Here is a 24,341-nt window from a genome sequence, read left to right as displayed (position 1 = left end):
GCGAACGGAGCAATATTAGAATTGATAGTTAATCACTGCGTAATAAGTTGTTTTCTTTAAATCGACTAAATCATTAAGAGGGTTTGAGCCTCTTTCTGGATTGTAATAACTAATGCCATTAGTCAAACCAGCAGAAATAGAAATACTCTTAGTTATTTGGTAACCCACCTCTTCCCCATGTAATAAAGTTGGGTCAAACGTGCTCCCGTTATAATCCCATGACTGTCTAGGCATTACGAAAATGTTAAAATAGAAGTCTTCTGCAAAAACATAATCAAGAGAAAATTGGCTGCTCAATTGGTATTCAATAAGCTGATTACCACCAGCTGTTTTATATTCGTGAAAGTTTTTTCTAAGTAATAACGTATTACTTAATGAAAGCCCTTCAATCCAATTATCGAATGGAGCACTCCACCTGACTTTCAACCTAGTTCCTAACGTTAGATCGTTCCTCCTTGACCATTTGGACGTTGGCAATATTACTCTCACCTCACCACTCAGTGATGAACCATCAGTTGGTTTGAATAATCCATTGCGCCCCCATGAGATGGACGTATCATTCCAGAACTGTCCCCTAGTCCCATATTCATCACCGTCGGACAAGTGGTAACCTGACGCCACAACTTGGAGTCGAGATTTGTCTGAAAACGAATATCGGACAACGCCAGTTGCAGAAGCCGAACGGTTTGCTAAAGACGCACTGTCTTCATATCCGTTTCGAGAATAGTCAGCACTAATGTATCCAGACCAAGGGTTTTCATTGTTTTTGGACTCCCACTCATCTTGCAAATTATTTGCTAGGGCGAGCGAAGGCGCCACCAGCATGAACGCTGGCAACATAAGTAGTTTATTCATATTTTCCTTCTTGTATTACACTTCCGTATTATATCTACATTTTCTTTTTCCAGTTTTAAGCCTGTTTAGCTAACCTCGTTGTTTTTATTTTATTCCTTTGAGATGGATGCGTTATTGGAATCGACGCCAATAGAGTTTTTGTATATTCTTCTTTTGGGTTTTTATAAACGTCTTCCACACTTCCAAACTCAATTATTTTACCTTTTTTCATTACGACCACATTATCTGAAATGTGCTTAACGACAGAGAGATCATGTGAAATAAAAATAATGGAAAGGTTCATCTCTTTTTGTATTTTTAGTAATAAGTTCAATATCTGTGCTTGCACAGAAACATCTAATGCCGATACTGACTCATCGCAAATCAATAACTTTGGCTTTAATGCTATTGCTCTTGCTATGCCTATACGCTGCCTTTGCCCTCCAGAAAACTCGTGCGGATAACGGGTTACGGCGGAGTGAGGTAATCCGATCTTATCGAGTAGATCTAAAACCCATTGCTTTCGGTCTTTCTTTGAACCAATCCCATGAATAATAAAAGGTTCTTCAAGTATGCCGCCTACTGTATGCCTCTGATTCAATGATTCTAGAGGATCCTGAAATACAATCTGCATATCTCGACGAAGTGGACGCATTCTTTTTGTACTGTAATGGGTGATGTCTTCGCCTTCGAAAAAGATCTTCCCAGCGGATGGCTCATACAGTTTAAGTAATGTTCTACCAAGCGTACTTTTTCCACAGCCAGACTCTCCAACCAAACCTAACGTCTCACCTTGCTTCACTGAGAATGAAACGCCGTCAACAGCCTTGATTACATAACCTTTCTTAAATAGGTTCTTACCTGATAGAAAATGCTGCTTTAGCCCTTCAATTCTAATGACTTCTGACATAATCAACTCCCCTTGTATTCTGGGAATTCATTCAAATCAATTGGGTTGATTTGAATGGTTTGTTTCGGCTCGACATTGAGATCTGGAATTAAGCTCAAGAGTCTTTTTGTATACGGATGTTGTGGGTGATCGAAAAGTTCGAAAATTTCTGCATGCTCAACAATACGTCCGTCATACATCACAGCGACTTCATCGCAAATTTCCGCAACAACACCTAGATCATGAGTGATAAAGATCACTGCCATCCCGGTCTCTTCTTGAAGCTCTCTTATCAGTTCCAAAATTGATGCTTGAACCGTTACATCTAATGCAGTCGTCGGCTCATCACATATCAAGATGTCAGGCTTACATGCAAGCGCTATCGCTATCATTACCCTTTGTCGCATCCCACCAGACAGACTATGAGGGTACTCTTTAAAACGTAGTTTCGGCATTGGAATTTCAACTTTCTCAAGCAAACCAATTGCGTACTCTATCTTTTCAGACTTAGACATCTGGCTATGGTGCAAATCCAGAACCTCGACAATCTGCTTGCCAATTGTCTGAACAGGGTTCAAGGCAGTCATAGGGTCTTGGAAAATGATTGAGATACGGTTCCCACGCATCTTATGCATCTCATGTTCAGGTACCTCTGTAAGGTCTGTATCACGATAAATTATTTTTCCAGCCGTGACCTTTCCATAAGGCTTAGGAAGTAGTCCCATAATAGACATGGAAGTTACGCTCTTCCCACTGCCCGACTCTCCAACCAAACCGAGTGTTTTGCCTGATTTCACGTCAAAGGACACACCTTTCAGTATCTTGACAATGCCCTCATCAGTATTGAACTCTGCTTCTAAGTCACGAACTTTTAATATAATATTTTGGTTCATTCCACGGTCATCCTTAGAGCTTATATCTGTCATCAATGATGGTGATGGGTGGATATGCCTTACCTTCTTTAGAAGCCAACTGAGTTTCTTCTTTTAGGTCTGTATCAATCCAGAAATTACTGGTATCTAAAATATTAAACATGGCGCCAGTCTTCTTCGTCATTGGGTTCTTTGGGAACTTAATCCAACGCCAGTAGGCATCTCGCGTATAAGGCACCATATAGCCAGGCACAATCACATACGCATCCTTTATTTTTCTTTGGATGTTCTGAGATAGCTGCTGTTTTCTTTCCATATCAAACTCAGAAATAAACGCCTCAATTTTTTGATCTAGCTCTGGTGAACTGAAATTTGTATGGTTATTAGTTTGAGGACGGTTGGCATTTGTCGAGTGAAAATACTCTTTGTAAGCTGGTATCTCCCCTCCGCCCATATTAAGAAAAGCAAGCTGGTGCTTTTTCTCGAGAATAAATTTGAATGCAGCAGAACCATCGACAAGGTTTAAGTCGAGCTCTAAACCAGCTAACTTCGCTTGCTCTTTTAGATAGGCAATTCTTGGTGTCCAAATGTTGTAGCCATACGTAATCTTGAAACTCAAACGAAGCCCATTAGCATTCATTCGGATACCATCAGAACCGATATTATCGAAGCCTGCAGATTCAAAATAACCAATCGCAAGTTCAGGCCTAAACGGTGGCGGCTCTACGCCTTCTAAATCGTATTTTCCATGCCCAAACCCCATAGCATGAGGTTTTCTAGAGTAATCGCCTCGTAACACGTTTTTGATCATGCCGTCGAAATCAGTCGCGTACGTGATGCCTTTCCGAACATTAATGTCGTTCAGCAGTGGCATGGATGTATTGATCCATAAACCGCCTGCGCCTTGTGGCCTTTGATTAAAGCCCCAGAATTTCTGTATAAAGCCATGACTAAAAGGTTCTGAGTTAGTTTTCTCATGCCACAGTTGAGGCTGTACCATTGCAAACGTGTCTAACTTTCCTTTTTCAAAATGCTTGCGTGCAATATCACTATCACGAATTACCTTGATGCGAAGTTTTTCCACGTTAAATCGGTTTTTATAATATTTATTTCCGTAACCCCACCAGCTATCACCAACATGTGAAAACGTAATGCTGCGGCCTTTATTTACTTTTGATATAAAATAAGGCGATGTTGTTGGCTCTGCCTTGAAGTTGTATTTGCGAACAAAATTATCATCCATGCCATCCTTATTCCCATCGTTAATATCAACAAAATGATGCTTTGGACGAGGCTGGACTCCGTGACTCGGCATATTGATAAGAGCCATAAGTTCATCATTACTTTTAGGCTCGGCCATCGTAATACTTATCGTATAGTCATCGAATTTTTCAACGGTCGTGATGCTATTGCGGAAAAAGTCGCTATACCAAGGATCAATAATGTCTTTGGAACGGTAATACGTAAGCATAAATAGATAGTCGTCAGCCGTTACAGCTTCCCCGTCAGACCATTTCGCGTCAGGATTCAGTTTGAAATAAACCGTCTGGTGATCGTTCCCAAATGCCCATTCATTCGCCAGTTGTGGAATCCAATTGTCGGTATTTGGATGTCGTTGTGCCAATTTAGGCGTGCCATCCATTAAATAGAAACGAATACCTGAATTCGCGTCGGGGCCCACTGAACGTAATGTTTGTGGGAAACTAGGCATAAAGCTACGTAAAGTACCGCCACGCTTAGCCTCTTCAGAAGCAAAAACGGGATCATCCCAATTACTTTGCCATTCCAAGTTATTTGGTGTTTGTTGTGCTTGAGCTAAGAAACTCAACAACAAAGCGAATAGTCCGTATCTGTACATCATCACTTCCTAGTGCCTATCTATAAACTGTGTATTTTTTGGGATCAAAAGCCGTTCTTATCGCTTCACCGATGAATGTAACCATGACCAACACACCGACTATTGCCGTCACAACAGAGCCAACAATCCATGGCGAATCGAGATTCGACTTGCCTTGTTGAAGAAGCTCTCCCCAGCTTGGGGTCGGTGGAATAAGACCTAAACCTAAGTAGTCCAGTGCAGTTAATGCAGTGATATTGGCTGCAATAGTGAAAGGCGCCAGAGTGACGATCATCACCATCGTGTTGGGTAAAATATGATTGAAGAGGATTCTTGCTGTTGATGCTCCTAGCGCCTTTGCAGCTAACACATACTCTCGAGCAGATTCTCTGTAGGTCATCGTTCGCATGTACCAAGTAATACCCATCCATCCAAAAGTCACATTGATCAATACAAACAGCATGAATGTGGGTTGTGCTATCGAGACCAAAATCATGATCACGTAGAGGAACGGCACCATTGACCAAGTCTCAATGGCTCTTTGAACAATCAGATCAAATTTGCCACCAAAGAAACCCATCGCACACCCCACCGTTACACCAATGCTGTATGCGATGACCATAGTTATCAGAGCAAACCCCATTGCTGTTCTAAACCCGTAAACCAATCGTGCTAAAATATCCCTCCCGATTACGTCAGTGCCCAAATAGTGCTTTGAGTAAGCACTTGGAGCATGTGGCGGATATTCACCAGAGAAGTCTTGTTCATACGGATTCCAAGGCACCAAAGGTAAAATCGCAAAGTCACCATTGTTTTTATCTTTAAGCGCTAATTGAAGTAGTCGATAGTTTGCCTCTCCCGAAGACTCCAAACCAAATGTCTTGCCGGAGTAAACATCAGATACAATTGGAAAGTAATATTCCCCCTGATAACGCACCACTAAAGCCTTACTGTTGATCAACGCTTCAGCAAAAAGAGACAGTAATAACATTACAGATAGAATGATCAGCGACCAGTATCCACGCTTTATTTGTTTGAATCGCTTGATCTGCTTTAGCGTCAACGGATTTAATTTAATCATCATCAAGCTCCAAACTTCACTCTAGGATCGACCAATGCAACGCAGACATCAGACAAGATATTGCCAAGTAGCAATATGCAGGCGTTGATTGCGACAATACCCATAACCACTGGGTAATCTCTTTCTACAATTGATTCATAACCAAGCAGGCCTATGCCATTAATATCGAAAATGACTTCAATTAAGAAAGAGCCCGTCATGAAGAAAAGAAGAGAGTTGCCAAAGTGGCTAGCGATTGGGATTAAACTATTGCGTAGTGCGTGTTTACGAATCGCCTCTCTAAAAGGCAAACCTTTAGCGATAGCAGTGCGAATGTAATCTGACGATAAGTTTTCCATCAAATTATTCTTCATGGTCATGGTTAACGTCGCAAAGTCACCTATCAGATAACAAAGCAAAGGTAAGACCGCATGCCACAAAATATCAGTAATTTGCTCTGAGAAAGTATTGAAGTCGTCGAAGTCATCATCCACAAAGCCCCCCATTGGGAACCACTCTAGGTGATAACTGAAAAACGTAATAAGAAGCACGCCGACCACATATCCTGGTAAGGCATAGCCGACAAAAATCATGATTGATGAAACAGAATCAAAGACGCTGCCGTGCTTCATCGCCTTAAAATAACCAAGAGGAATAGAGACAAAATAACTAATGAAAAAGGTCACACCACCATACATAGCAGAGACGGGCAGGCGCTCAAAAATCATGTCACTGACCGGTTCGTAGTAGCGTGTCGACTCGCCTAGGTCAAAATGAACAAGTCGAACTAGCCATTCGAGATACGCTTCCGTTACCGGCTTATCCAATCCATAAAATTTATTAAGATCGGCGAGTTGGTCTTCAGACAAAGCTGAGTTTTGGCCAACGAGACTAGACGCACCACCATCCCCTTGAGGCTGCATGTTAGCGAGCATCCTCTCGACAGGGCCACCTGGAACAAAACGCGTAATCGCGAATATCAAAATCGTAATACCAAGAAACGTAGGTACAACTAAAGCAAAACGTTTCAGTAAATATGCAATCATCCTAACTAGCCAAATTCCATTTAAAGCAATATTTCATCAATTTAATCAATAAAACAAAGTAGTCAAATGGTTACATTTACCTACATTAACTTACAATTTCATTTAGTTTGGATTAATTTACTTAATAAATTTTAATCTTAATAATCAAAAACTTAAATTGGACACCAGAAAGGAATTTTGAATTAGAAGGTGTGGGTAATCTTTGTTTGTAACTTAGAAAGTGAACTGCTTAGACAATTCAAACATGTTTGTAAGCTGCATTGATATGGTGACAAATCGAAATCAAATACAAAAAAATCGCCACTGTTAAACAGAAGCGATTTATTGGTCTAATGAATGAGGAGTTAATCTATGAATAATGTATTTGGCTACACACCACCAACATTCGAAAGACTCACCAACTGCTTAGTATATTCATGCTGCGGATTACCAAACAAAGTCTCAGTGTCGCCCTTCTCTATTACCTCGCCAGCTTTCATGACGATGGTGTAATGACACAAGGATTTCACGACATTCAGATCATGACTGATAAACAAATAGGTCAGGCCATACTTTTCTTGAAGTGACTTCAGCAAATCCAATACTTGAGCTTGAACGGTTCTGTCCAATGACGATGTTGGTTCATCGAGCAGGATAAACTCTGGCTTTAAAATCAAAGCACGAGCAATCGCAATACGCTGCCTTTGACCGCCAGAAAACTCATTTGGGTAACGGTGACGCGTTTCAGGATCGAGGTCAACCTCTTTCATTACGTCACAGATGCGTTGGTCGAGTTCGTGCTCATCCAATTGTTGATGCACTAACAAACCTTCGCCAATCACCTGAGCGACCGACATTCTCGGGTTTAGCGCAGAAAACGGGTCTTGAAAGACTACTTGCATACGGCTTCTAAACGGAAGCATCTGTTTTCGATCTAAACCTTGAAGCTGTTCACTCGAGTAGGTGATTGACCCTTCACTATCTACCAGCTTAAGTATCGCCATACCGGTCGTCGATTTACCAGAACCACTTTCGCCAACCAAACCGATTGAGTGCCCTTTCTTCAAAGTGAACTCCATGTCGGTCACAGCTTTAACATGAGAAATGGTGCGCTTGAATAAACCGCCCGTGATCGGGAACCAAACACGAAGTTGATTTACATCGAGTAGCGGTTTGCTTTCGGGTGACACAGGAACGGGCAAACCTTTCGGATCAGAGTTAATAAGTTTTTGAGTGTAAGGGTGAGCAGGCGCGTTAAACAGGGTATGACAGTCGTTACTTTCGACCAAGCGACCATCTTTCATTACTGCTACTCTGTCGGCAATCTTACGAACGATACTCAAGTCATGAGTAATGAAAAGCATTGCCATACCCAGCTCTTGCTGCAGGTCTTTTAGAAGGTCGAGGATCTGCGCTTGCACCGATACATCCAAAGCCGTTGTCGGCTCATCAGCAATAAGCAGCTCTGGTTCATTGATCAGTGCCATCGCGATCATCACGCGCTGGCGTTCTCCACCAGATAGCTCGTGCGGATAGGCTGAAATCTTTTGCTCAGGATAGCGAATGCCAACCTTTGAAAGCCACTCTATCGCCAAGGCTTGTGCTTTGTTGGTTCGCATACCACGATGAATTGCTAAGGTTTCAACAAGCTGTTTTCCAATTCGATGAAGCGGATTTAGGGAAACCATAGGCTCTTGGAAGATCATTCCAATACGACCACCACGAATCCCACGTAGCTGTCTTTCAGAACAACTCAGAATATCGGTGCCAGAGAAATTGATCTTACCGTTTAAGTAATGAGACGAGCCTTTTGGTAACAGCTTTAAAATCGAGTTAGCCGTGACCGATTTTCCGGAACCACTCTCACCCACCAGCGCTAATGTCTCACCTTTGTATATTTCTAAAGAGACATCTTGTGTCACTTGCTCTATCGAGTTTTTTCGCCCGAAACCGACAGACAATTTATCGATGGTCAGAACTGGAGATACATTAGAAGCCTCTGCTGTTGACCCTGAAGTAGGAACTGTATTTGAAGTCATAACCTATCCTTACTTCTGTTGATGCGGGTCGAAAGCATCACGCACCGCTTCACCAACGAAGACCAGTAACGTAAGCATCAGTGAAAGCACGACGAAGGCAGAAATGCCAAGCCAAGGCGCTTGTAAGTTAGCTTTACCTTGCGCCAACAACTCGCCTAACGAAGGCGAACCCGCAGGAAGACCAAAGCCCAAGAAGTCTAACGAAGTCAGTGTGGTCACCGAGCCTGAAAGAATAAACGGCATCATGGTTAACGATGCAACCATCGCGTTAGGTAACATGTGACGAAGCATAATACGTTTGTCATCAACACCCATGGCTTGCGCGGCTCGCACATAATCGAAGTTTCGGCAGCGTAAAAATTCCGCTCGCACGATGCCGACTAAACTCATCCAACTAAACAGCACCATAATCCCCAGCAACCACCAGAAATTCGGCTCGATAAAACTCGACAAAATAATCAGCAAGAACAGGGTCGGCATACCAGACCAGACTTCAATGAAACGTTGCCCAAACAGGTCAACCCAACCGCCGTAATAACCTTGTGTAGCACCAACGACCACACCAATGACACTTGAAACAATCGTCAGAACAAAACCAAAGAGTACCGAGATACGAAAGCCGTAAATAATTCTCGCCAACACATCTCGCCCTTTGTCATCTGTCCCTAACCAGTTAACCGAATCAGGCTCCGATGGTACCGCGCCTGCGATATCAAAGTTGATAGTGTCGTAGCTAAAAGGAATGATTGGCCACACGATATAGCCACTCTCTTCAATGAGGTCGATTACATACGGGTCTTTATAGTCAGCCTCGGTTTCAAACTCCCCCCCGAATTCTGTCTCTGCGTATTCATTAATGACAGGCACAAACCATTGATTGTCATAAGAAACCAATAATGGCTTATCGTTCGCGATGATTTCAGCGAACAGGCTCAAGCCAAACAAGATGGTAAATATCCAAAGGGAGATAAAACCACGCTTATTTGCTTTAAAACGTAACCAACGAGCTTCAGCTAAAGGGTTGTTAAACATTTATTATCAATACCTTGTTATTCGTTCGCCATTAACGCGCTTCAAAATCAATTCGAGGATCAACCCAGGTATAAGTCAGGTCGGAGATAATGCTCAGCACCAAGCCAAGCAAGGTCATGATATAGAGAGAGCTGAACACCACGGGATAGTCACGTTGAATGGTTGATTCAAAGCCAAGCAAGCCAATGCCTTCGAGTGAAAACATCACTTCAATCAACATAGAACCCGTGAAGAAAATACTAATAAATGCGCTTGGGAAACCCGCAATAATGATCAACATGGCGTTACGGAAAACGTGCTTATAAAGAATACTGCTCTCGTCCAAGCCTTTCGCTCTCGCAGTCACTACATATTGCTTATTGATTTCATCAAGGAAGGAGTTTTTGGTCAGCATGCTGAGCGTGGCGAATCCACCGATAACCATGGCGAAAATGGGCAACGCCAAGTGCCAGAAGTAGTCGCCAATTTGCTGATACCAGTTGAGCTGGTCGAAGTTACTCGACACAAGCCCTCGCAATGGGAACCAACTGAAGTAGTTACCGCTTGCAAACAAGATAATCAGAATAATCGCAAACAAGAAGCCCGGCACCGCGTAGCCGACAATCACCACCGCGCTCGACCAAATATCAAAGCGAGAGCCGTGATGTATCGCCTTCATAATGCCTAAGGGTATCGAAATCACATAGATGATTAACGTACTCCACAACCCTAAGGAAATGGAGACAGGTAAACGCTCGATGATTAAATCAATCACGTTACCACCCTTAAACAGGCTTTCACCAAAGTTAAAGGTCGCGTAGTTTTTCAACATATCGAAGTAGCGAACGTGAATCGGTTTATCAAAACCAAACTGCTTTTTGATCTCTTCAACCACTTCAGGATCAAGCCCGCGTGAGCCTTTATAGCCACTCGCAGATGCTTGGTCACTTTCGCTCAAATCAACTTCTTGTCCACCACCAGAAAAGCGCTCCATAATGCCAGAGTTATGCCCTTCTAATTGAGCAACAGCTTGCTCTACCGGGCCTCCAGGCGCTATCTGGATGATGAAAAAGTTGATGGTGATGATCGCCCACAGCGTGGGGATCACCAACAATAAACGTCGAAATATATACGCTGCCATGCTAACTAACTCCTAGCGACGTTTTTCAGGAAGCAAAGCCGCCTTGTCTTCTGAAATCCACCATGTATCGATACCTAAATCGTATTTAGGCAATACATCTGGACGCTCAAACTTGTCCCACATTGCTACGCGATACTCGCCAACGTGCCATTGCGGGATGTTGTAGAAATTCCACTGCAATACTCGGTCTAGTGAACGACCTAGTGTAAGAAGCTTTTCAGGGTGCTGTTGGTTACGCGCAATTTCTTCTGTTAACGCGTCAACCACTGGATCGATAACACCTGCAGTATTGTAAGTAGAATCAATGTAGTTAGAGTTCCAAACGATCATTAAGTTCGGGCTAGGATAAGGGTTTGCGGAAAATGACGACGAAACCATGTCGAAATCACGATCACGCAAGCGCTTGATGTATTGAGTGGTATCGATGGTACGGATCTTCATCTCAATACCCATGCGCTTAAGGTTCTTTTGAACCGGCGTTGCGATACGTTCCGTGGTTGGGCTGTAAATCAACAACTCAAATGACATCGGCTTGCCAGTCTTTTCGTTGGTCATGACTTTGTCTTTCAGCACCCAACCCGCTTCTTTCAACAATTTGAAAGCGGTACGCATTTGGCTACGAATACGACCGCTACCATCGGTGACGGGTGGTTGGAATTCTTCGGTGAAAACTCGCGGTGGAATCTGATCTTTGTATTGAGACAACAACTCGACTTCAGCTTCGCTTGGTAAGCCTTTCGCTTCGTAGTCGGTATTTTGGAAGTAGCTACGAGTACGCTTGTACTGACCATAGAACATGTTCTTGTTCATCCACTCAAAGTCCATCGCGTAGGTTAACGCTTCACGCACTTTAGGATCCGAGAACACAGGAGATTGGATATTAAAGACGAAACCTTGAGTCGTTTCAGGCTTCTCGTGGTTAATCTCTTCTTTAATGATGTAGCCTTTATCGAAGTTCGCGCCCGTATAAGAGTTGGCCCAGAACTTAGCCGAGTTCTCGGTTCGAAGATCGAACTCCCCAGCTTTAAAGGCTTCCAACATTACCGTGTCGTCACGGTAGTAATCGTATTGCACTTGCTTGAAGTTATTACGACCAACGTTAACCGGTAGGTCAGCTGCCCAGTAGTTTTCATCTAGACCATAGGTAACACTTTGGCCTGATTTATAACTGATGATCTTATAAGGACCACTACCGACTGGTGGCTCACTTAGAGGTTCAGACAGCTTTCTGTCTTTCCAGAAATGTTTCGGTAATACACGAGTGCTTTGCGCAAAGCTGAACAGTTTTTCGCGGTTTGGAATGTTCATTTCAATACGAACAACCAAATCAGAGACCGCTTTTACTGACTTAATATCTTTGTAATACACACGATACTGAGGCACGCCCTCGGTTGAGAACTTGTCAAAAGTAAAGGCAACATCATGCGCAGTGATAGGCTCGCCATCTTGGAATTTAGCATTTGGGTTGATGTCGATTTCCATCCAAGTGAAATCACTGGAGTAGCGAACCTTTGAAGCGATCAATGGATAGTACGCATCAATCTCGTCACTCGGAGAAAACATCAAGGTATCGTAAATCTCTCCGGTATAACTTGCAGCAACGCCGCGGGAACCGAATCGATTAAAGCTATCGTACGTACCTATGCTGCCATAGGTCACTTTGCCCTGCTTTGGCGCATCAGGATTAACGTAATCGAAGTGAGTGAAATCGGCTGGATATTTTGCTTCACCAAAACCAACCAGTTGTGTGGTTTCAATAACGGTGACAGCAGGAGTTGATTGGGTTTCAGAAGCGTAAGTAACGGAGGGTTGTAAAGCAATAAGCGGCAACATGATTGCACATGACTTCAAATTAAACCTGAAAAACTGAGTGCGTTGCGAAGCTTTGCGTCGAAAAACTGTTCCCATTTGACTCTCCCTTCAAATGTCATGAATTCTATATTCAAGTTGATTTATCGGCTTTGAATGCATGCCGTTAAATCAAGTATAGGTTCAAAACTAACATCATGTAATAACTAATAAAACCATCAGCACTCTATCTCTGACGGTTTATTTACAAATTACTCGTCACCACTCAAAGTTATTGGATGCAGTGAGCTTTGATTGCTTTGGTTCCTTTGATTGAGTTGATTAGCTTGGTGGCGTTGGAAAGCACGGGGGAAGGCAGAAGCACTAAGATTGCTCTAGCCTGAATGACACAAGCCTCAACGGCTAAGATTCCTTTGGTTGGCTTCTAAAGTGAAATTTAGGCTCTAAATAATCAACAAACTATACTTTTACTGGAGTATCCTTGCTGCCTAGGTCTAAATGGAATGACACTTTGAACAAACCAAACCAAATAACATTCGCAACGTTCAACCTTCTGAACTATCTCGAGCCACCGAATGCTTATTATGATTTTGAGAACATCTACAGCTTCGAAGAATGGCAGAAGAAGCAACATTGGATGGCTGAAGCGATTCGTTCATTAGATTGCGATGTGATTGGCTTCCAAGAGATATTTAGCCCGCAGTCTTTAGAGCAATTGATGAACGACCTAGGTTATCCATACTTTGCAGTGGTCGATAGCGCACACGTTGAAGATGATTACCTATACACCTCACCTGTCGTTGGTATTGCTTCCCGTTACCCTATTGAAAACGTTCAGCCTGTTACGCCAGATTCGACGTTACTGACAGCATTCAACCTTGGCGACAAATTCTCATTCAACAGAACACCTGTTCACGCGACGATTACGTTACCCCATTTAGGTTCAACCGACTGTTATGTGGTGCACTTCAAATCACAACGTCCGACAGAACCAAAAGCAGAATCTGTCGATACGAACAACGCTCAGCAAGGTGCAAAACCACAAAGTGACACGCTCACTCGTTTTCACCAAGAACGGCTTGGCTCTTGGCTATCAAGTGTCCAACGCGGTCTAGAAGCTCAGATGCTGCATCAATACATCACCAACCAACGCTACCAAACCGAGCAACCTGTTGTGTTGATGGGTGATTTTAATAAGCCTCTATTTAATGATGAGTTTAAAGGGCTGTTGAGTTACTCAATCAAACGAGACGAAAACAGCAAGCATTGGCTATCCCACTTTCGATTAAAAGACAGCTGGGATCTTTACCATCAGCTACATGAAGAAGATTTGCTTGAGCAGCGTAAGCCAACCCATTACTACGGCGCATCTGGGTCTGTACTGGACTACATTTTGATGTCGAACGAGTTTGATTGTCAGAACTCGTCTAGTTTGATGGAGATCTCTAGCTACACAGTGTTAGACCATCACCTCACCAATCCAAGCTTTGAACACGACCAATTCAGTACGGACCATGCCATCGTGTCTGTTACCGCTCATATTCGTGAAGCCTAGAGTTAAACATAAAAAAGCCGCAGTCAAAAACTGCGGCCTTCCACTTTAGCTAAACGGGTTGAGCTAACCGACGCCCCATTTAGAAACCGATTTACCGTTTAGCAAAGTATGAAACTTAGAATGTGTACATTGCGCCTAAGTAGAAAGAATCCAGAACAACAGTATCTTCTGTCTTGTGTCCGTTTTCGTAATCTTCGATATCAAAAGCATCGGCTTCGTACGCTAAGCGAAAGCTCAACGAAGACATTGTAGGTGGCGTATATCCAACACCAACACCCATACGGATGCCATCTCCCGAATCATCAAAACCATCTCCTGAAGGGCGAGAGCCATCAGCAAGCTTCATGTCTAGATCAATAGTCGACAGACCGATAGTGCCAAATGGACGAATGCCATTATCAAACGTGTAACCGAGGTTCGCCGTTACCGAAAAGATTTGAGGTGTCCAAGTGAAAACCTTATTACCAGATTTCGTTTTCAGGGCGATATCACCAAAATCTGTGTATTGAGCTTCAACCGAAACAATGCGGTTAAATTTGTAACCAGCAATTAATCGGTAAGTATTGTCTTCGGCTTTAAAAGTAATAGGCTCACTGATCGTGTCAGTTAACCCGCCCACTTCGACCATTAGCACACTTAAATAGTTACCCGCTCCAACAGCAGACCAGTTTTGCTCAATCTCCACAATTTAGAATAAGACGAACAGAAAACACGATGAACCACACAATAGACTTCAACGGCTTAATCATTGATATCGACGCTCGAACGATTACCAACCAGCAAGGAAACAAAATCACTTTGCGCCCTCGCCTATTAGCAGTGCTCTGCTTGTTATTGGAAAATGTGGGAAGACCGATTTCAAGAGAGCATATTGTTGATGTGTGTTGGGACGGACAACTCTCGTCACCACATGTTCTTGCAAACGTAGTCTATAACCTACGCAATGTGTTCGCGCGATTAAGAGCATCCAACGTCCAGATCATTACCATTAGTAAGTTCGGATATGCGCTATCGATTGAACCCACGTAAAAGGATTTATGCAATCAATGGCGGTGACTAAGATCACCAAAAAACGCCCCATCGAAACGTTTCGATGATCATTATCACACTCTAAAACAATCAAACGTGCAAATGATAAATCAGACACTATTATCACTATCGAAACGTTTCGATGGCTTTTCTTGAGTTGTTCTCAACCCATCAAGCGTTATTTTTCGATAGGTCGTGATATGAAAAAAAGTACTCTAATAAACTCTGAACTCTCTTACCTAGTGGCGACTCTTGGCCACACAGATGAAATCACGATTTGTGACGCGGGCTTACCAATTCCAGACCACGTAACTCGTATTGATCTTGCTTTGACTCACGGTGTCCCAAGCTTTCAGCAAACGGTAAAAACCATGCTGGATGAATCTCAAATCGAAGGCGTTGTGATTGCAGAAGAGTTTGCGAAAGTAAGCCCAGAACACCACGCAGCACTGATTGATTTAATCAAGACAGAAGAAGCACGTTGTGGCAAATCGCTTTCGATTACTTACATCACTCATGAAGAATTCAAGCAGCGAACGCATGAAAGCCGCGCGGTGATTCGCACTGGTGAATGCACACCATACGCAAATGTTATTTTCCAAACTGGCGTAACCTTTTAGCTCAAGCAAAACGCAACGACAGCTCAGTGTTATCACTGAACCAAAACAATACATAGACAGAATAATCAAATACAACTGGCCCCGAGTAAAGGAACCGACATGACTCAAGCCATTTTAGAACTTAGCTCAATTGAGAAAGCCTTCCCTGGTGTTAAAGCACTGGATAAGGCAAGCCTCAACGTTTATCCAGGACGCGTAATGGCGTTAATGGGTGAAAACGGTGCAGGTAAATCAACGCTTATGAAAGTGCTGACAGGTATTTATCACTTGGACGGCGGCACTATCGCCTACCAAGGAAAACCTGCTGCATTTAAAGGGCCACGTGATTCTCAACAAGCAGGCATTAGCATCATTCACCAAGAGCTGAATCTAATCCCTGAATTGACCATCGCCGAGAACATCTTCTTAGGTCGTGAAATCACGGGCACCATGGGTCGTATCTTGTGGAACGAGATGTACCAAGAAGCAGACAAGCTACTTAAACGCCTTAACGTGAAACACAGCTCGAAAACGCCTCTAGGTCAGTTGAGCCTTGGTGAGCAGCAAATGGTAGAGATTGCGAAAGCCCTATCGTTTGAATCTAAAGTCATCATCATGGATGAACCAACCGATGCGCTAACCGATACCGAAACTGAATCTCTGTTTAAGGTGATTAACGAATTGCGCGATGAAGGCTGTGGCATTGTTTACATCTCTCACCGTTTGAAAGAGATCTTCGAGATTTGTGATGACATCACCGTGCTGCGTGACGGTAAGTTCATTGGTCAGTGTGAAGTAAAAGACACCGACGAAGATGGCCTAATCGAAATGATGGTTGGTCGTAAGTTAGACGAACAATATCCACGTATCGGCCAGAGCCATGGTGAAACTTGTCTTGAAGTGATTGGCCTGACGGGTTCTGGTGTTCACGATGTGAGCTTTACGCTAAAACGCGGTGAAATCCTGGGTGTATCTGGCCTAATGGGTGCTGGCCGAACTGAACTGATGAAAGTGATTTACGGTGCCCTTCCAAGTGAACGCGGCGTCATCAACCTAGAAAATAAAACCATCAACCCTGTAAGCCCGAAAGACGGCTTGGCCAATGGCATTGCTTACATCTCTGAAGACCGTAAAGGCGATGGCTTAGTTCTAGGGCTTTCTGTTAAAGAAAACATGTCGTTATGTTCACTTGACCTACTAACAAAGAGCGGTCAAATCCAACATAAAGACGAAGTGATTGCAGTAGATGACTTCATCAAGCTATTCAACATCAAAACCCCGACGCGCGAACAGATTATTGGCAACCTTTCTGGTGGTAACCAACAGAAAGTGGCTATCGCTAAGGGCTTGATGACCAAACCAAAAGTACTGATTCTCGACGAGCCAACGCGCGGTGTCGATGTCGGTGCCAAGAAAGAGATTTACCAACTCATTAATAAATTTAAAGCCGACGGCATGAGCATCATTTTAGTCTCATCTGAAATGCCAGAAGTGTTAGGAATGAGTGACCGCATCATGGTGATGCATGAAGGCCGTGTAAGCGGTGAATTTGATGCTAAAGAAGCAAACCAAGAATTATTACTGGCGTGTGCGGTCGGTAAAAAGATCAACGAGGACGCAGCATGAGTACTAAAACCATGAGCAAAACAACTGAAGCTCCAAAGAAAAAACCGTTAATCAGCAAAGAGTGGCTGATTGATCAAAAGTCATTGATTGCTTTGATCTTCCTGATTGTTGTCGTTTCTTTCTTAAACCCGAACTTCTTTACTGTCGACAACATCCTAAACATTCTGCGCCAAACCTCGGTTAACGCAATTATCGCTGTAGGTATGACGCTGGTTATCTTAACCGCGGGTATCGACTTGAGTGTGGGCTCTGTACTGGCACTTTGTGGTGCATTCGCAGCCAGCATGATTGGCATGGAAATCCCAGTGATGATCGCAGTGCCAACCGCTCTTGTAGCAGGTGCAGCATTAGGTGCAATCAGTGGCGTGATTATCGCCAAGGGTAAGGTTCAAGCCTTCATCGCAACACTTGTGACTATGACTCTATTGCGCGGCGTGACCATGGTTTACACCGACGGTCGTCCTATCTCAACTGGCTTCACAGACACAGCAGACGCATTCGCTTGGTTCGGTACTGGCTACGCAATGGGTGTACCGGTTCCAGTATGGATCATGGTCGTGGTATTCGCAGCAGTATGGTACCTACTTAACCACACACGCTTTGGTCGCTACGTTTACGCACTGGGTGGCAACGAATCAGCAACTCGCCTATCAGGCATCGACGTAGACAAAGTAAAAATCGGTGTTTACGCAATCTGTGGTCTGCTAGCTGCAGTGGCAGGCATCATCGTGGCATCGCGTTTGTCATCTGCTCAACCAACCGCAGGTATGGGTTATGAGCTAGACGCTATCGCAGCCGTAGTTCTTGGCGGGACAAGCTTAGCTGGCGGTCGTGGCCGTATCATGGGCACATTGATTGGTGCTCTGATTATCGGCTTCCTAAACAACGCCCTAAACCTACTAGACGTATCTTCTTACTACCAGATGATTGCAAAAGCAGTGGTTATTCTTCTGGCAGTATTGGTCGACAACAAAAACAAATAAAACCTATTCACACTCTAGGTTAATACAAGTAACACTCTAGTTTAATAAAAGTAACAGTTTGTTTTACCTTAAAATATTAGAATCTATAAATAATGTAACAACGAGCTAGGACTCACCTCTTAGCTCCCCCTACACAAAGGACTTACACCATGAAAAAATTAGCGACTCTTATTTCTGCTGCTCTTCTTTCTACAACAGTATCTGTGTCTGCACAGGCGCAAGATACAATGGCAATCGTTCTGTCTACATTGAACAACCCATTCTTTGTAACCATGAAAGATGGCGCAGAAGCGAAAGCTGAAGAGCTAGGCTACAAGCTTATCGTTCTGGATTCTCAAAACGACCCAAGCAAAGAGCTGTCGAACATTGAAGATCTAACCATTCGTGGTGTTAAGGCAATCCTGATCAACCCAACAGATTCAGACGCCGTGTCTAACGCAATTCGCATGGCTAACCGTTCAAACATCCCAGTACTAACACTAGACCGTGGTGCAAGCCGTGGTGACGTAGTAAGCCACATCGCTTCTGATAACGTAATCGGTGGTGAAATGGCAGGTCACTTCATCATGGAAAAAGTGGGCGAAAAAGCGAAAGTAATCCAACTTGAAGGTATTGCTGGTACTTCTGCAGCTCGTGAACGTGGTGAAGGCTTCATGAATGCAGTAAACGGCAGCGACCTTGAGCTTCTTGCAAGCCAACCTGCTGATTTCGACCGTACTAAAGGTCTGAACGTAATGGAAAACTTGCTTGCTGCTAACCCAGATGTACAAGCAGTATTTGCTCAAAACGATGAAATGGCACTAGGTGCACTTCGCGCAGTTCAAGCGTCAGGTAAAGAAGTGATGATCGTTGGCTTTGATGGCACAGACGACGGCATCGCTGCTGTTAACCGCGGCCTACTAGGCGCTACAGTTGCACAACAACCTGACCTAATCGGTTCTCTAGGTATCGAAATGGCAGACAAAGTACTGAAAGGCGAAACAGTAGACGAGTACGTACCAGTACCTCTAAAAATCATCGCTAAGTAATCGTTACGAGGTAACGCGATATAAAGCAGGGAGTTCCCTATCTCCCTGCTTTGATTGGCTCGCTGACTCAAACAAAAGCAAACCCCGACAGTGCATCGCTGTTTCTCATTCCGCTCACAAAAGAGAGCGCACTTAACACCATGAGAAAGACCCATGCATTTTCAAATACGATATATCATAAGGCTCGTATCATGACTCAACTGATTGTTTTAGGTAGCGTTAACGCTGACCACGTACTGCAAGTTCCTTCGTTCCCTCGTCCGGGTGAAACCTTGATTGGCGGTAACTATCAGGTCATCCCTGGCGGTAAAGGCGCAAACCAAGCAGTCGCTTCTGCGCGATTAAACGCAGATATCGGCTTCATCGCCTGTGTCGGTGACGACCCATTCGGCATCAACATTCGTCAAGACTTCGCTAAAGACGGCATCAACATCGACGGTGTTATCGTGGCAGACAACACGCCAACTGGCATTGCGATGATCCAAGTATCCGCAACGGGTGAAAACAGCATCTGTCTTTCTGCAGAAGCTAATGACAAGCTGACTTGCGACCAAATCGAACCACATCTAGAGAAGATTCGCGGAGCCAAATACCTGCTAACTCAACTTGAAACGCCAATTGAAGGTATTGAGTACGCTGCGAAAGTAGCAAAAGAGAGTGGCACGCAAGTCATTCTAAACCCGGCTCCTGCTCGTCCATTATCGGATTCACTGCTTGCTTGTGTTGACGTGATTACACCGAACGAAACTGAAGCAGAAGTGCTGACAGGCATTACCGTGACGGACAACGCGTCTGCTCATCAGGCTGCGTTGGCTCTGCATGCTAAAGGCATAGAAACGGTAATGATCACGCTAGGCGCGAAAGGCGTGTGGGTGAGTCATCGCGGTCAAGGCAATGAAGCCAGCGAAGGTGAATTAATCGCAGGTTTCCGTGTTGAAGCAACAGATACAACTGCCGCAGGTGACACCTTTAACGGCGCGTTGGTGACAGGCTTGCTTGAAGATATGCCACTTGAGCGTGCGATTAAATTTGCTCATGCTGCAGCTGCTATCTCTGTGACACGCTTTGGTGCTCAAACGTCGATTCCAAGCCGTGCTGAAACCGATGCGTTTTTGGCAGAGCAACTGTCTGCTTAGTTTGATACCTATTTGAAGGCCTAACTTCTGAGCTAAACCGTGGTTAACGGATGTTAGCCTTCAAATTCGGTAACAACAAATAACAAGAATAAGCCCCTGTTTTCAGGCAGAATATCGCCCAACGTGGAAGGTTATTCCCACAAGGATTTTTTATGGCAACAATGAAAGACATCGCACGGCTCGCAAAGGTTTCGACTTCTACCGTGAGCCACGTGATCAACAAATCACGCTTTGTCAGTGAAGAGATTGCTGAGCGTGTTAACAGTGCGGCTAAAGAACTCAACTATGCGCCTTCTGCATTGGCTCGCAGCTTGAAAATGAAGCAAACCAAAACCTTGGGAATGCTAGTGACCACATCCACCAACCCATTCTTTGGCGAAGTGGTAAAAGGTGTGGAACGTCGTTGCTACGAAAAAGGCTACAACCTTATCTTGTGTAACACCGAAGGCGATAGCGAACGCATGAAATCCTCTATCGATACCTTGCTGCAAAAGCGAGTCGATGGCCTGATGCTAATGTGTTCTACCCTTGAAGGCGAACATATCGATGTATTCGAGCGCTACCCAGAACTGCCTGTTGTAGTCATGGATTGGGGCCCTATGTTGTTTGCGAGCGATAAGATCCAAGACAACTCGCACCAAGGTGGCTACATGGCAACTAAGCACTTGATAGATAACGGTCATTCTCAAATTGGTTGTATCACTGGCCCACTGCACCGTAATCAAGCTTCGTCTCGTTATCAAGGCTTCAAGCAAGCAATGGAAGAAGCCAATTTAGAGATCAACCCTAAGTGGATTGTTGAATCCAACTTTGAATGTGACGGTGGTTTTGACTCTTATCAGACATTGAAAACTCGTGGCGAAATGCCGTCTGCCTTGTTCGTCAGTAACGATATGATGGCGATGGGCGTGATTCACGCTGCGGCGCAAGATGGCACATCGATTCCGAATGATCTGTCTATCATTGGCTACGATGACATCCACCTGTCGAAGTACATGACACCCGCGTTAAGCACTGTCCACCAGCCAAAACATCGTTTAGGTAAAGCCGCAGTGGATACGCTTTTGAGCAGATTACAAACTCCAGATGCTTATCCGCAAGTCGTTGAACTTGAACCTACTCTTGTTGAACGAAGCAGCGTAAAAGCGCTTTAGTACTCGCCACACTCATCACACCGTTGAAAGCTAGCTTATTGAGCTAGCTTTTTTGTCTTTGAAACATAATAACGCCGCTTAATCGCCCCTAAAATGCCGTCAATATGCGAAACTTACATGCTAAAATATGCATTTGCGCACTCAGCAACTATTCACGCAATTAACGACTAATTCATCTACACTAATATTAAATAACAACGGCATGGAGAGCGTAGTTGTATGATCGCGGGTTGGTTTGACAATATATCCCTACAAAAAAAGCTATTAGTCAGCTTTTTAATTCCTATCACTTTGATGGTCATCGTCTCTTTCTCTGTGTATGAAAACACCCAATCTATTGTGAAAGATAACCATTGGGTTGTTCACACTCACAAAGCCATAGCCCGAGCTCAAGAGCTGCTCAACCTAATTGTGGATATGGAAACCGGACAACGTGGCTACCTAATCACGGGCGATCCCGTATTTTTAGAGCCCTATCATCTGGCACTGGATGTTTGGCGTCAAAAAATGCAAAGCCTATCAACTCAAGTGAGTGACAACCCCCCTCAAGTTGAACGCCTCAAAAGAATCGATGATACTCATAAGACATGGCTAAAGGAGTCGGGCGAGAAAGAGATCATGCAACGCAACCTCGTCAATAAAGGCGAAGCGAAAATGCAAAGTGTCGTCTACCTCACTCAACAACAGACCGGAAAACAACTGATCGATAAGATCCGTAAAGAGATCGCTCAATTTATCGATATTGAACAGCAACTTATCAGAGTCAGAGTCGATAAGTCCGTTAACTCGGCCAACCAAACCACTTACGTACTGGTTGTCGGTACCCTGTTTTCAGCATTTATCTCATTGCTTGTGGCGGCGTGGTCATCAAACCGTATTAAACGAAGAATAGACATACTGCTCGCAGCCGCAAACCAAGTTGCTGCTGGCCATTTAAAAGAAGGGGCATCGACCCTCAAACTTTCCTCAAACATTAACGCTCAAGACGAAGTAGCTCACCTCAGCCATAGCTTTCAAACAATGGCAACAAACCTGGTAAAAAACGACAATGAAATGCGAGCGAAAAATCAGGAGCTAATCGCTGAACGAACCAAAGCTGAAGCCGCAGTAAAAGCTAAGGGCGATTTTCTGTCTACCATGAGCCACGAAATCAGAACACCAATGAACGGTGTTCTTGGAATATCTCAGATCATTGCAAGCCAAACCCAAGAACCCGAAACAAAAGAGAACATCAACATCATTCTCGAATCTGGTCACCACTTGATGACGATACTCAACGACATTCTGGACTTCTCAAAAGTCGAAGAAAACAAGCTTGAGTTAGATGTGGCTCCCTTTAACTTTGTTCAAGTCATGCAGCCTGTATGCAGCGCACTAAAACCCTTAGCCGATGAAAAAGGCATTCGCCTGTTAATCGAAAATAACATACCGAAAAACATCCAACTCTTCGGAGACTGTGCAAGGCTGCGCCAAATCATGTTCAACTTGGGCGGTAATGCGACAAAATTCACCAAAGAAGGTCATGTGTCCATACAAGCTGACCTCAATCGCCCCAACAACCAGTTGATCCTCACCGTGACAGACACCGGGGTTGGTATCCCGAAAGATAAGCACGAGCAGGTATTCAATTCATTCGAACAAGCCGACACTTCGACAACAAGGAAGTTTGGCGGAACAGGGCTTGGCCTCGCAATCGTCAAGAACCTAGTCAACCTCATGAATGGAGAAATCACATTAACCAGTGCTGTCGGGCTTGGTACAAAATTCCAAGTCTCTCTGCCTATCACATGGCAAGAAAGCAAAGCGAAAGACATCGCGACCCATACAGTCGATGCAGAAACTCTCAGCTTTGACTCGTTAAGTATCCTGTTGGTGGAAGATAACCGTATTAATGCCATTGTTGCACAAGGCTTTTGTGAAAAACTCGGCCATCATGTTGAGCATGCGGAAAACGGGAAATTGGCGATTGAACGCCTCAAAACAACTCAATATGACCTTATCTTGATGGACAATCATATGCCTGAAATGAACGGGGTCGAGACAACAAATTACATTCGTGAAAAACTGAAACTCGATACCTTGATATTCGCTTACACGGCCGATGTATTCCGTGAGGCGCATGACAACTTTATTCAGGCGGGTGTCGACCATATTCTGACCAAGCCTCTGCAGCAAGAGAGTTTCTTCGACGCCCTACAACAGTTCTCAAGTCGATTACCGAAACAAACAGCAGCCGAAGGTTCGAGTGAGAATGAAAACATTGTCGAGCTTCATCGTAAGCCTATTGAAACGTTAAGGTTAACGGAAGAAGAGATCAGCCATTCAGAAGTGATACAAATACTGAAAGATGACACGGAAGGGTTCAGCTTACTCATAGACTCGACCATTATTGAGTTCGAACAGTCAGTTGATCGCGTCATTGAATACTATTTAGCGAAAGAATTAGAGCCACTTTGTCGCACCCTGCACTCCATTAAAGGCATGTCGCTAAACTTAGGTCTTAACATGCTTTCTAAGCAGGCATTGGAGCTAGAAGTCGAAGCCAAAAATCAACAATTGCCGGATATTGAACGACTGCAAAAACTGCTCAATCGCCTTATGGTCAATATCCATCAAGCTCAGCGGATGAAAAACGCCCATTCAGTCAAGCATCTGAATCAAATGAACGATCAAGCTTAAGAACGCTTCGTTCCCAAGCTAAAACGCAAGGCTTA

At 44.0% G+C, this 24,341-nt stretch carries 20 protein-coding genes; 9 read left to right on the top strand and 11 right to left on the bottom strand.

What is annotated here, in order from left to right:
* Positions 1 to 15: 15 nt before the first annotated feature.
* From AB6E51_RS04405 to AB6E51_RS04360, 10 genes are all read right to left on the bottom strand, one after another.
* On the bottom strand, positions 16 to 855 hold the full coding sequence (locus AB6E51_RS04405) for a hypothetical protein (RefSeq protein WP_017064734.1): 840 nt from the start codon (positions 853 to 855) through the stop codon (positions 16 to 18).
* A 55-nt stretch (positions 856 to 910) separates the two neighbouring features.
* The gene (locus AB6E51_RS04400) at positions 911 to 1,744 is read right to left on the bottom strand and encodes an ABC transporter ATP-binding protein (RefSeq protein WP_017064735.1); all 834 of its coding nucleotides are present in this window, start codon (positions 1,742 to 1,744) and stop codon (positions 911 to 913) included.
* 2 nt (positions 1,745 to 1,746) lie between these two features.
* On the bottom strand, positions 1,747 to 2,616 hold the full coding sequence (locus tag AB6E51_RS04395; protein ID WP_102332934.1) for an ABC transporter ATP-binding protein: 870 nt from the start codon (positions 2,614 to 2,616) through the stop codon (positions 1,747 to 1,749).
* A gap of 13 nt (positions 2,617 to 2,629) precedes the next feature.
* Entirely contained in the window at positions 2,630 to 4,453 is a 1,824-nt protein-coding gene (locus tag AB6E51_RS04390; RefSeq protein ID WP_102332888.1) for an extracellular solute-binding protein, read from the bottom strand.
* A gap of 16 nt (positions 4,454 to 4,469) precedes the next feature.
* Positions 4,470 to 5,513, bottom strand: a complete 1,044-nt coding sequence (locus tag AB6E51_RS04385; protein ID WP_029235249.1) for an ABC transporter permease — start codon at positions 5,511 to 5,513, stop codon at positions 4,470 to 4,472.
* Positions 5,514 to 5,515: 2 nt separating this feature from the next.
* Positions 5,516 to 6,538, bottom strand: a complete 1,023-nt coding sequence (locus AB6E51_RS04380; protein ID WP_055319460.1) for an ABC transporter permease subunit — start codon at positions 6,536 to 6,538, stop codon at positions 5,516 to 5,518.
* Between the two features lie 368 nt (positions 6,539 to 6,906).
* Positions 6,907 to 8,556: a microcin C ABC transporter ATP-binding protein YejF gene (yejF, locus tag AB6E51_RS04375; protein ID WP_372058260.1), complete on the bottom strand. Its 1,650-nt coding sequence runs from the start codon at positions 8,554 to 8,556 to the stop codon at positions 6,907 to 6,909.
* A 9-nt stretch (positions 8,557 to 8,565) separates the two neighbouring features.
* Entirely contained in the window at positions 8,566 to 9,588 is a 1,023-nt protein-coding gene (locus AB6E51_RS04370) for an ABC transporter permease (protein ID WP_017068487.1), read from the bottom strand.
* A 31-nt stretch (positions 9,589 to 9,619) separates the two neighbouring features.
* The gene (locus AB6E51_RS04365) at positions 9,620 to 10,708 is read right to left on the bottom strand and encodes a microcin C ABC transporter permease YejB (protein ID WP_004730359.1); all 1,089 of its coding nucleotides are present in this window, start codon (positions 10,706 to 10,708) and stop codon (positions 9,620 to 9,622) included.
* A gap of 12 nt (positions 10,709 to 10,720) precedes the next feature.
* On the bottom strand, positions 10,721 to 12,616 hold the full coding sequence (locus AB6E51_RS04360) for an extracellular solute-binding protein (protein ID WP_372058261.1): 1,896 nt from the start codon (positions 12,614 to 12,616) through the stop codon (positions 10,721 to 10,723).
* Positions 12,617 to 13,028: 412 nt separating this feature from the next.
* On the opposite strand from AB6E51_RS04360, the gene AB6E51_RS04355 reads away from it, so the two are divergent.
* Entirely contained in the window at positions 13,029 to 14,072 is a 1,044-nt protein-coding gene (locus AB6E51_RS04355; RefSeq protein ID WP_372058262.1) for an endonuclease/exonuclease/phosphatase family protein, read from the top strand.
* Positions 14,073 to 14,187: 115 nt separating this feature from the next.
* On the opposite strand, the gene AB6E51_RS04350 is transcribed toward AB6E51_RS04355, so the two are convergent.
* Positions 14,188 to 14,751, bottom strand: coding sequence for an outer membrane beta-barrel protein (locus AB6E51_RS04350; RefSeq protein WP_372058283.1), 564 nt, complete (start codon positions 14,749 to 14,751; stop codon positions 14,188 to 14,190).
* A 35-nt stretch (positions 14,752 to 14,786) separates the two neighbouring features.
* On the opposite strand from AB6E51_RS04350, the gene AB6E51_RS04345 reads away from it, so the two are divergent.
* From AB6E51_RS04345 to AB6E51_RS04310, 8 genes are all read left to right on the top strand, one after another.
* A complete protein-coding gene (locus AB6E51_RS04345) occupies positions 14,787 to 15,101 on the top strand; it encodes a winged helix-turn-helix domain-containing protein (protein ID WP_017060852.1) in 315 nt (104 codons plus the stop codon).
* A gap of 200 nt (positions 15,102 to 15,301) precedes the next feature.
* Entirely contained in the window at positions 15,302 to 15,721 is a 420-nt protein-coding gene (gene rbsD / locus AB6E51_RS04340) for a D-ribose pyranase (protein WP_102320981.1), read from the top strand.
* A gap of 99 nt (positions 15,722 to 15,820) precedes the next feature.
* Positions 15,821 to 17,326, top strand: a complete 1,506-nt coding sequence (gene rbsA, locus AB6E51_RS04335; protein ID WP_009844906.1) for a ribose ABC transporter ATP-binding protein RbsA — start codon at positions 15,821 to 15,823, stop codon at positions 17,324 to 17,326.
* A complete protein-coding gene (gene rbsC / locus AB6E51_RS04330) occupies positions 17,323 to 18,309 on the top strand; it encodes a ribose ABC transporter permease (protein WP_229648140.1) in 987 nt (328 codons plus the stop codon). Before rbsA ends, rbsC begins: the two co-directional genes overlap by 4 nt.
* Before the next feature lie 149 nt (positions 18,310 to 18,458).
* Positions 18,459 to 19,337, top strand: a complete 879-nt coding sequence (rbsB, locus tag AB6E51_RS04325; protein WP_017060856.1) for a ribose ABC transporter substrate-binding protein RbsB — start codon at positions 18,459 to 18,461, stop codon at positions 19,335 to 19,337.
* A 191-nt stretch (positions 19,338 to 19,528) separates the two neighbouring features.
* Positions 19,529 to 20,473 (top strand): ribokinase, encoded by a 945-nt coding sequence (gene rbsK, locus AB6E51_RS04320; RefSeq protein WP_102428317.1) that lies wholly within the window; start codon positions 19,529 to 19,531, stop codon positions 20,471 to 20,473.
* A 152-nt stretch (positions 20,474 to 20,625) separates the two neighbouring features.
* On the top strand, positions 20,626 to 21,627 hold the full coding sequence (locus AB6E51_RS04315; RefSeq protein ID WP_048613455.1) for a substrate-binding domain-containing protein: 1,002 nt from the start codon (positions 20,626 to 20,628) through the stop codon (positions 21,625 to 21,627).
* Positions 21,628 to 21,846: 219 nt separating this feature from the next.
* Entirely contained in the window at positions 21,847 to 24,306 is a 2,460-nt protein-coding gene (locus tag AB6E51_RS04310) for a CHASE3 domain-containing protein (protein ID WP_102428318.1), read from the top strand.
* Positions 24,307 to 24,341: the final 35 nt, after the last annotated feature.

This window comes from Vibrio sp. 10N.247.311.47, assembly GCF_041467535.1.
GTDB classification, from domain to species: Bacteria; Pseudomonadota; Gammaproteobacteria; order Enterobacterales; family Vibrionaceae; genus Vibrio; species Vibrio crassostreae_C.
Note: the sequence above shows the minus strand (reverse complement) of the source record. Positions and strands in the feature narration are given on the sequence as shown.

What these genes read in the sequence shown, in the direction of transcription:
- AB6E51_RS04405 (WP_017064734.1), bottom strand. Translation starts at nt 855, where the DNA reads ATGAATAAACTACTTATGTTGCCAGCGTTCATGCTGGTGGCGCCTTCG.
- AB6E51_RS04400 (WP_017064735.1), bottom strand. Translation starts at nt 1,744, where the DNA reads ATGTCAGAAGTCATTAGAATTGAAGGGCTAAAGCAGCATTTTCTATCA.
- AB6E51_RS04395 (WP_102332934.1), bottom strand. Translation starts at nt 2,616, where the DNA reads ATGAACCAAAATATTATATTAAAAGTTCGTGACTTAGAAGCAGAGTTC.
- AB6E51_RS04390 (WP_102332888.1), bottom strand. Translation starts at nt 4,453, where the DNA reads ATGTACAGATACGGACTATTCGCTTTGTTGTTGAGTTTCTTAGCTCAA.
- AB6E51_RS04385 (WP_029235249.1), bottom strand. Translation starts at nt 5,513, where the DNA reads ATGATTAAATTAAATCCGTTGACGCTAAAGCAGATCAAGCGATTCAAA.
- AB6E51_RS04380 (WP_055319460.1), bottom strand. Translation starts at nt 6,538, where the DNA reads ATGATTGCATATTTACTGAAACGTTTTGCTTTAGTTGTACCTACGTTT.
- yejF (WP_372058260.1), bottom strand. Translation starts at nt 8,556, where the DNA reads ATGACTTCAAATACAGTTCCTACTTCAGGGTCAACAGCAGAGGCTTCT.
- AB6E51_RS04370 (WP_017068487.1), bottom strand. Translation starts at nt 9,588, where the DNA reads ATGTTTAACAACCCTTTAGCTGAAGCTCGTTGGTTACGTTTTAAAGCA.
- AB6E51_RS04365 (WP_004730359.1), bottom strand. Translation starts at nt 10,708, where the DNA reads ATGGCAGCGTATATATTTCGACGTTTATTGTTGGTGATCCCCACGCTG.
- AB6E51_RS04360 (WP_372058261.1), bottom strand. Translation starts at nt 12,616, where the DNA reads ATGGGAACAGTTTTTCGACGCAAAGCTTCGCAACGCACTCAGTTTTTC.
- AB6E51_RS04345 (WP_017060852.1), top strand. Translation starts at nt 14,787, where the DNA reads ATGAACCACACAATAGACTTCAACGGCTTAATCATTGATATCGACGCT.
- rbsD (WP_102320981.1), top strand. Translation starts at nt 15,302, where the DNA reads ATGAAAAAAAGTACTCTAATAAACTCTGAACTCTCTTACCTAGTGGCG.
- rbsA (WP_009844906.1), top strand. Translation starts at nt 15,821, where the DNA reads ATGACTCAAGCCATTTTAGAACTTAGCTCAATTGAGAAAGCCTTCCCT.
- rbsC (WP_229648140.1), top strand. Translation starts at nt 17,323, where the DNA reads ATGAGTACTAAAACCATGAGCAAAACAACTGAAGCTCCAAAGAAAAAA.
- rbsB (WP_017060856.1), top strand. Translation starts at nt 18,459, where the DNA reads ATGAAAAAATTAGCGACTCTTATTTCTGCTGCTCTTCTTTCTACAACA.
- rbsK (WP_102428317.1), top strand. Translation starts at nt 19,529, where the DNA reads ATGACTCAACTGATTGTTTTAGGTAGCGTTAACGCTGACCACGTACTG.
- AB6E51_RS04315 (WP_048613455.1), top strand. Translation starts at nt 20,626, where the DNA reads ATGGCAACAATGAAAGACATCGCACGGCTCGCAAAGGTTTCGACTTCT.
- AB6E51_RS04310 (WP_102428318.1), top strand. Translation starts at nt 21,847, where the DNA reads ATGATCGCGGGTTGGTTTGACAATATATCCCTACAAAAAAAGCTATTA.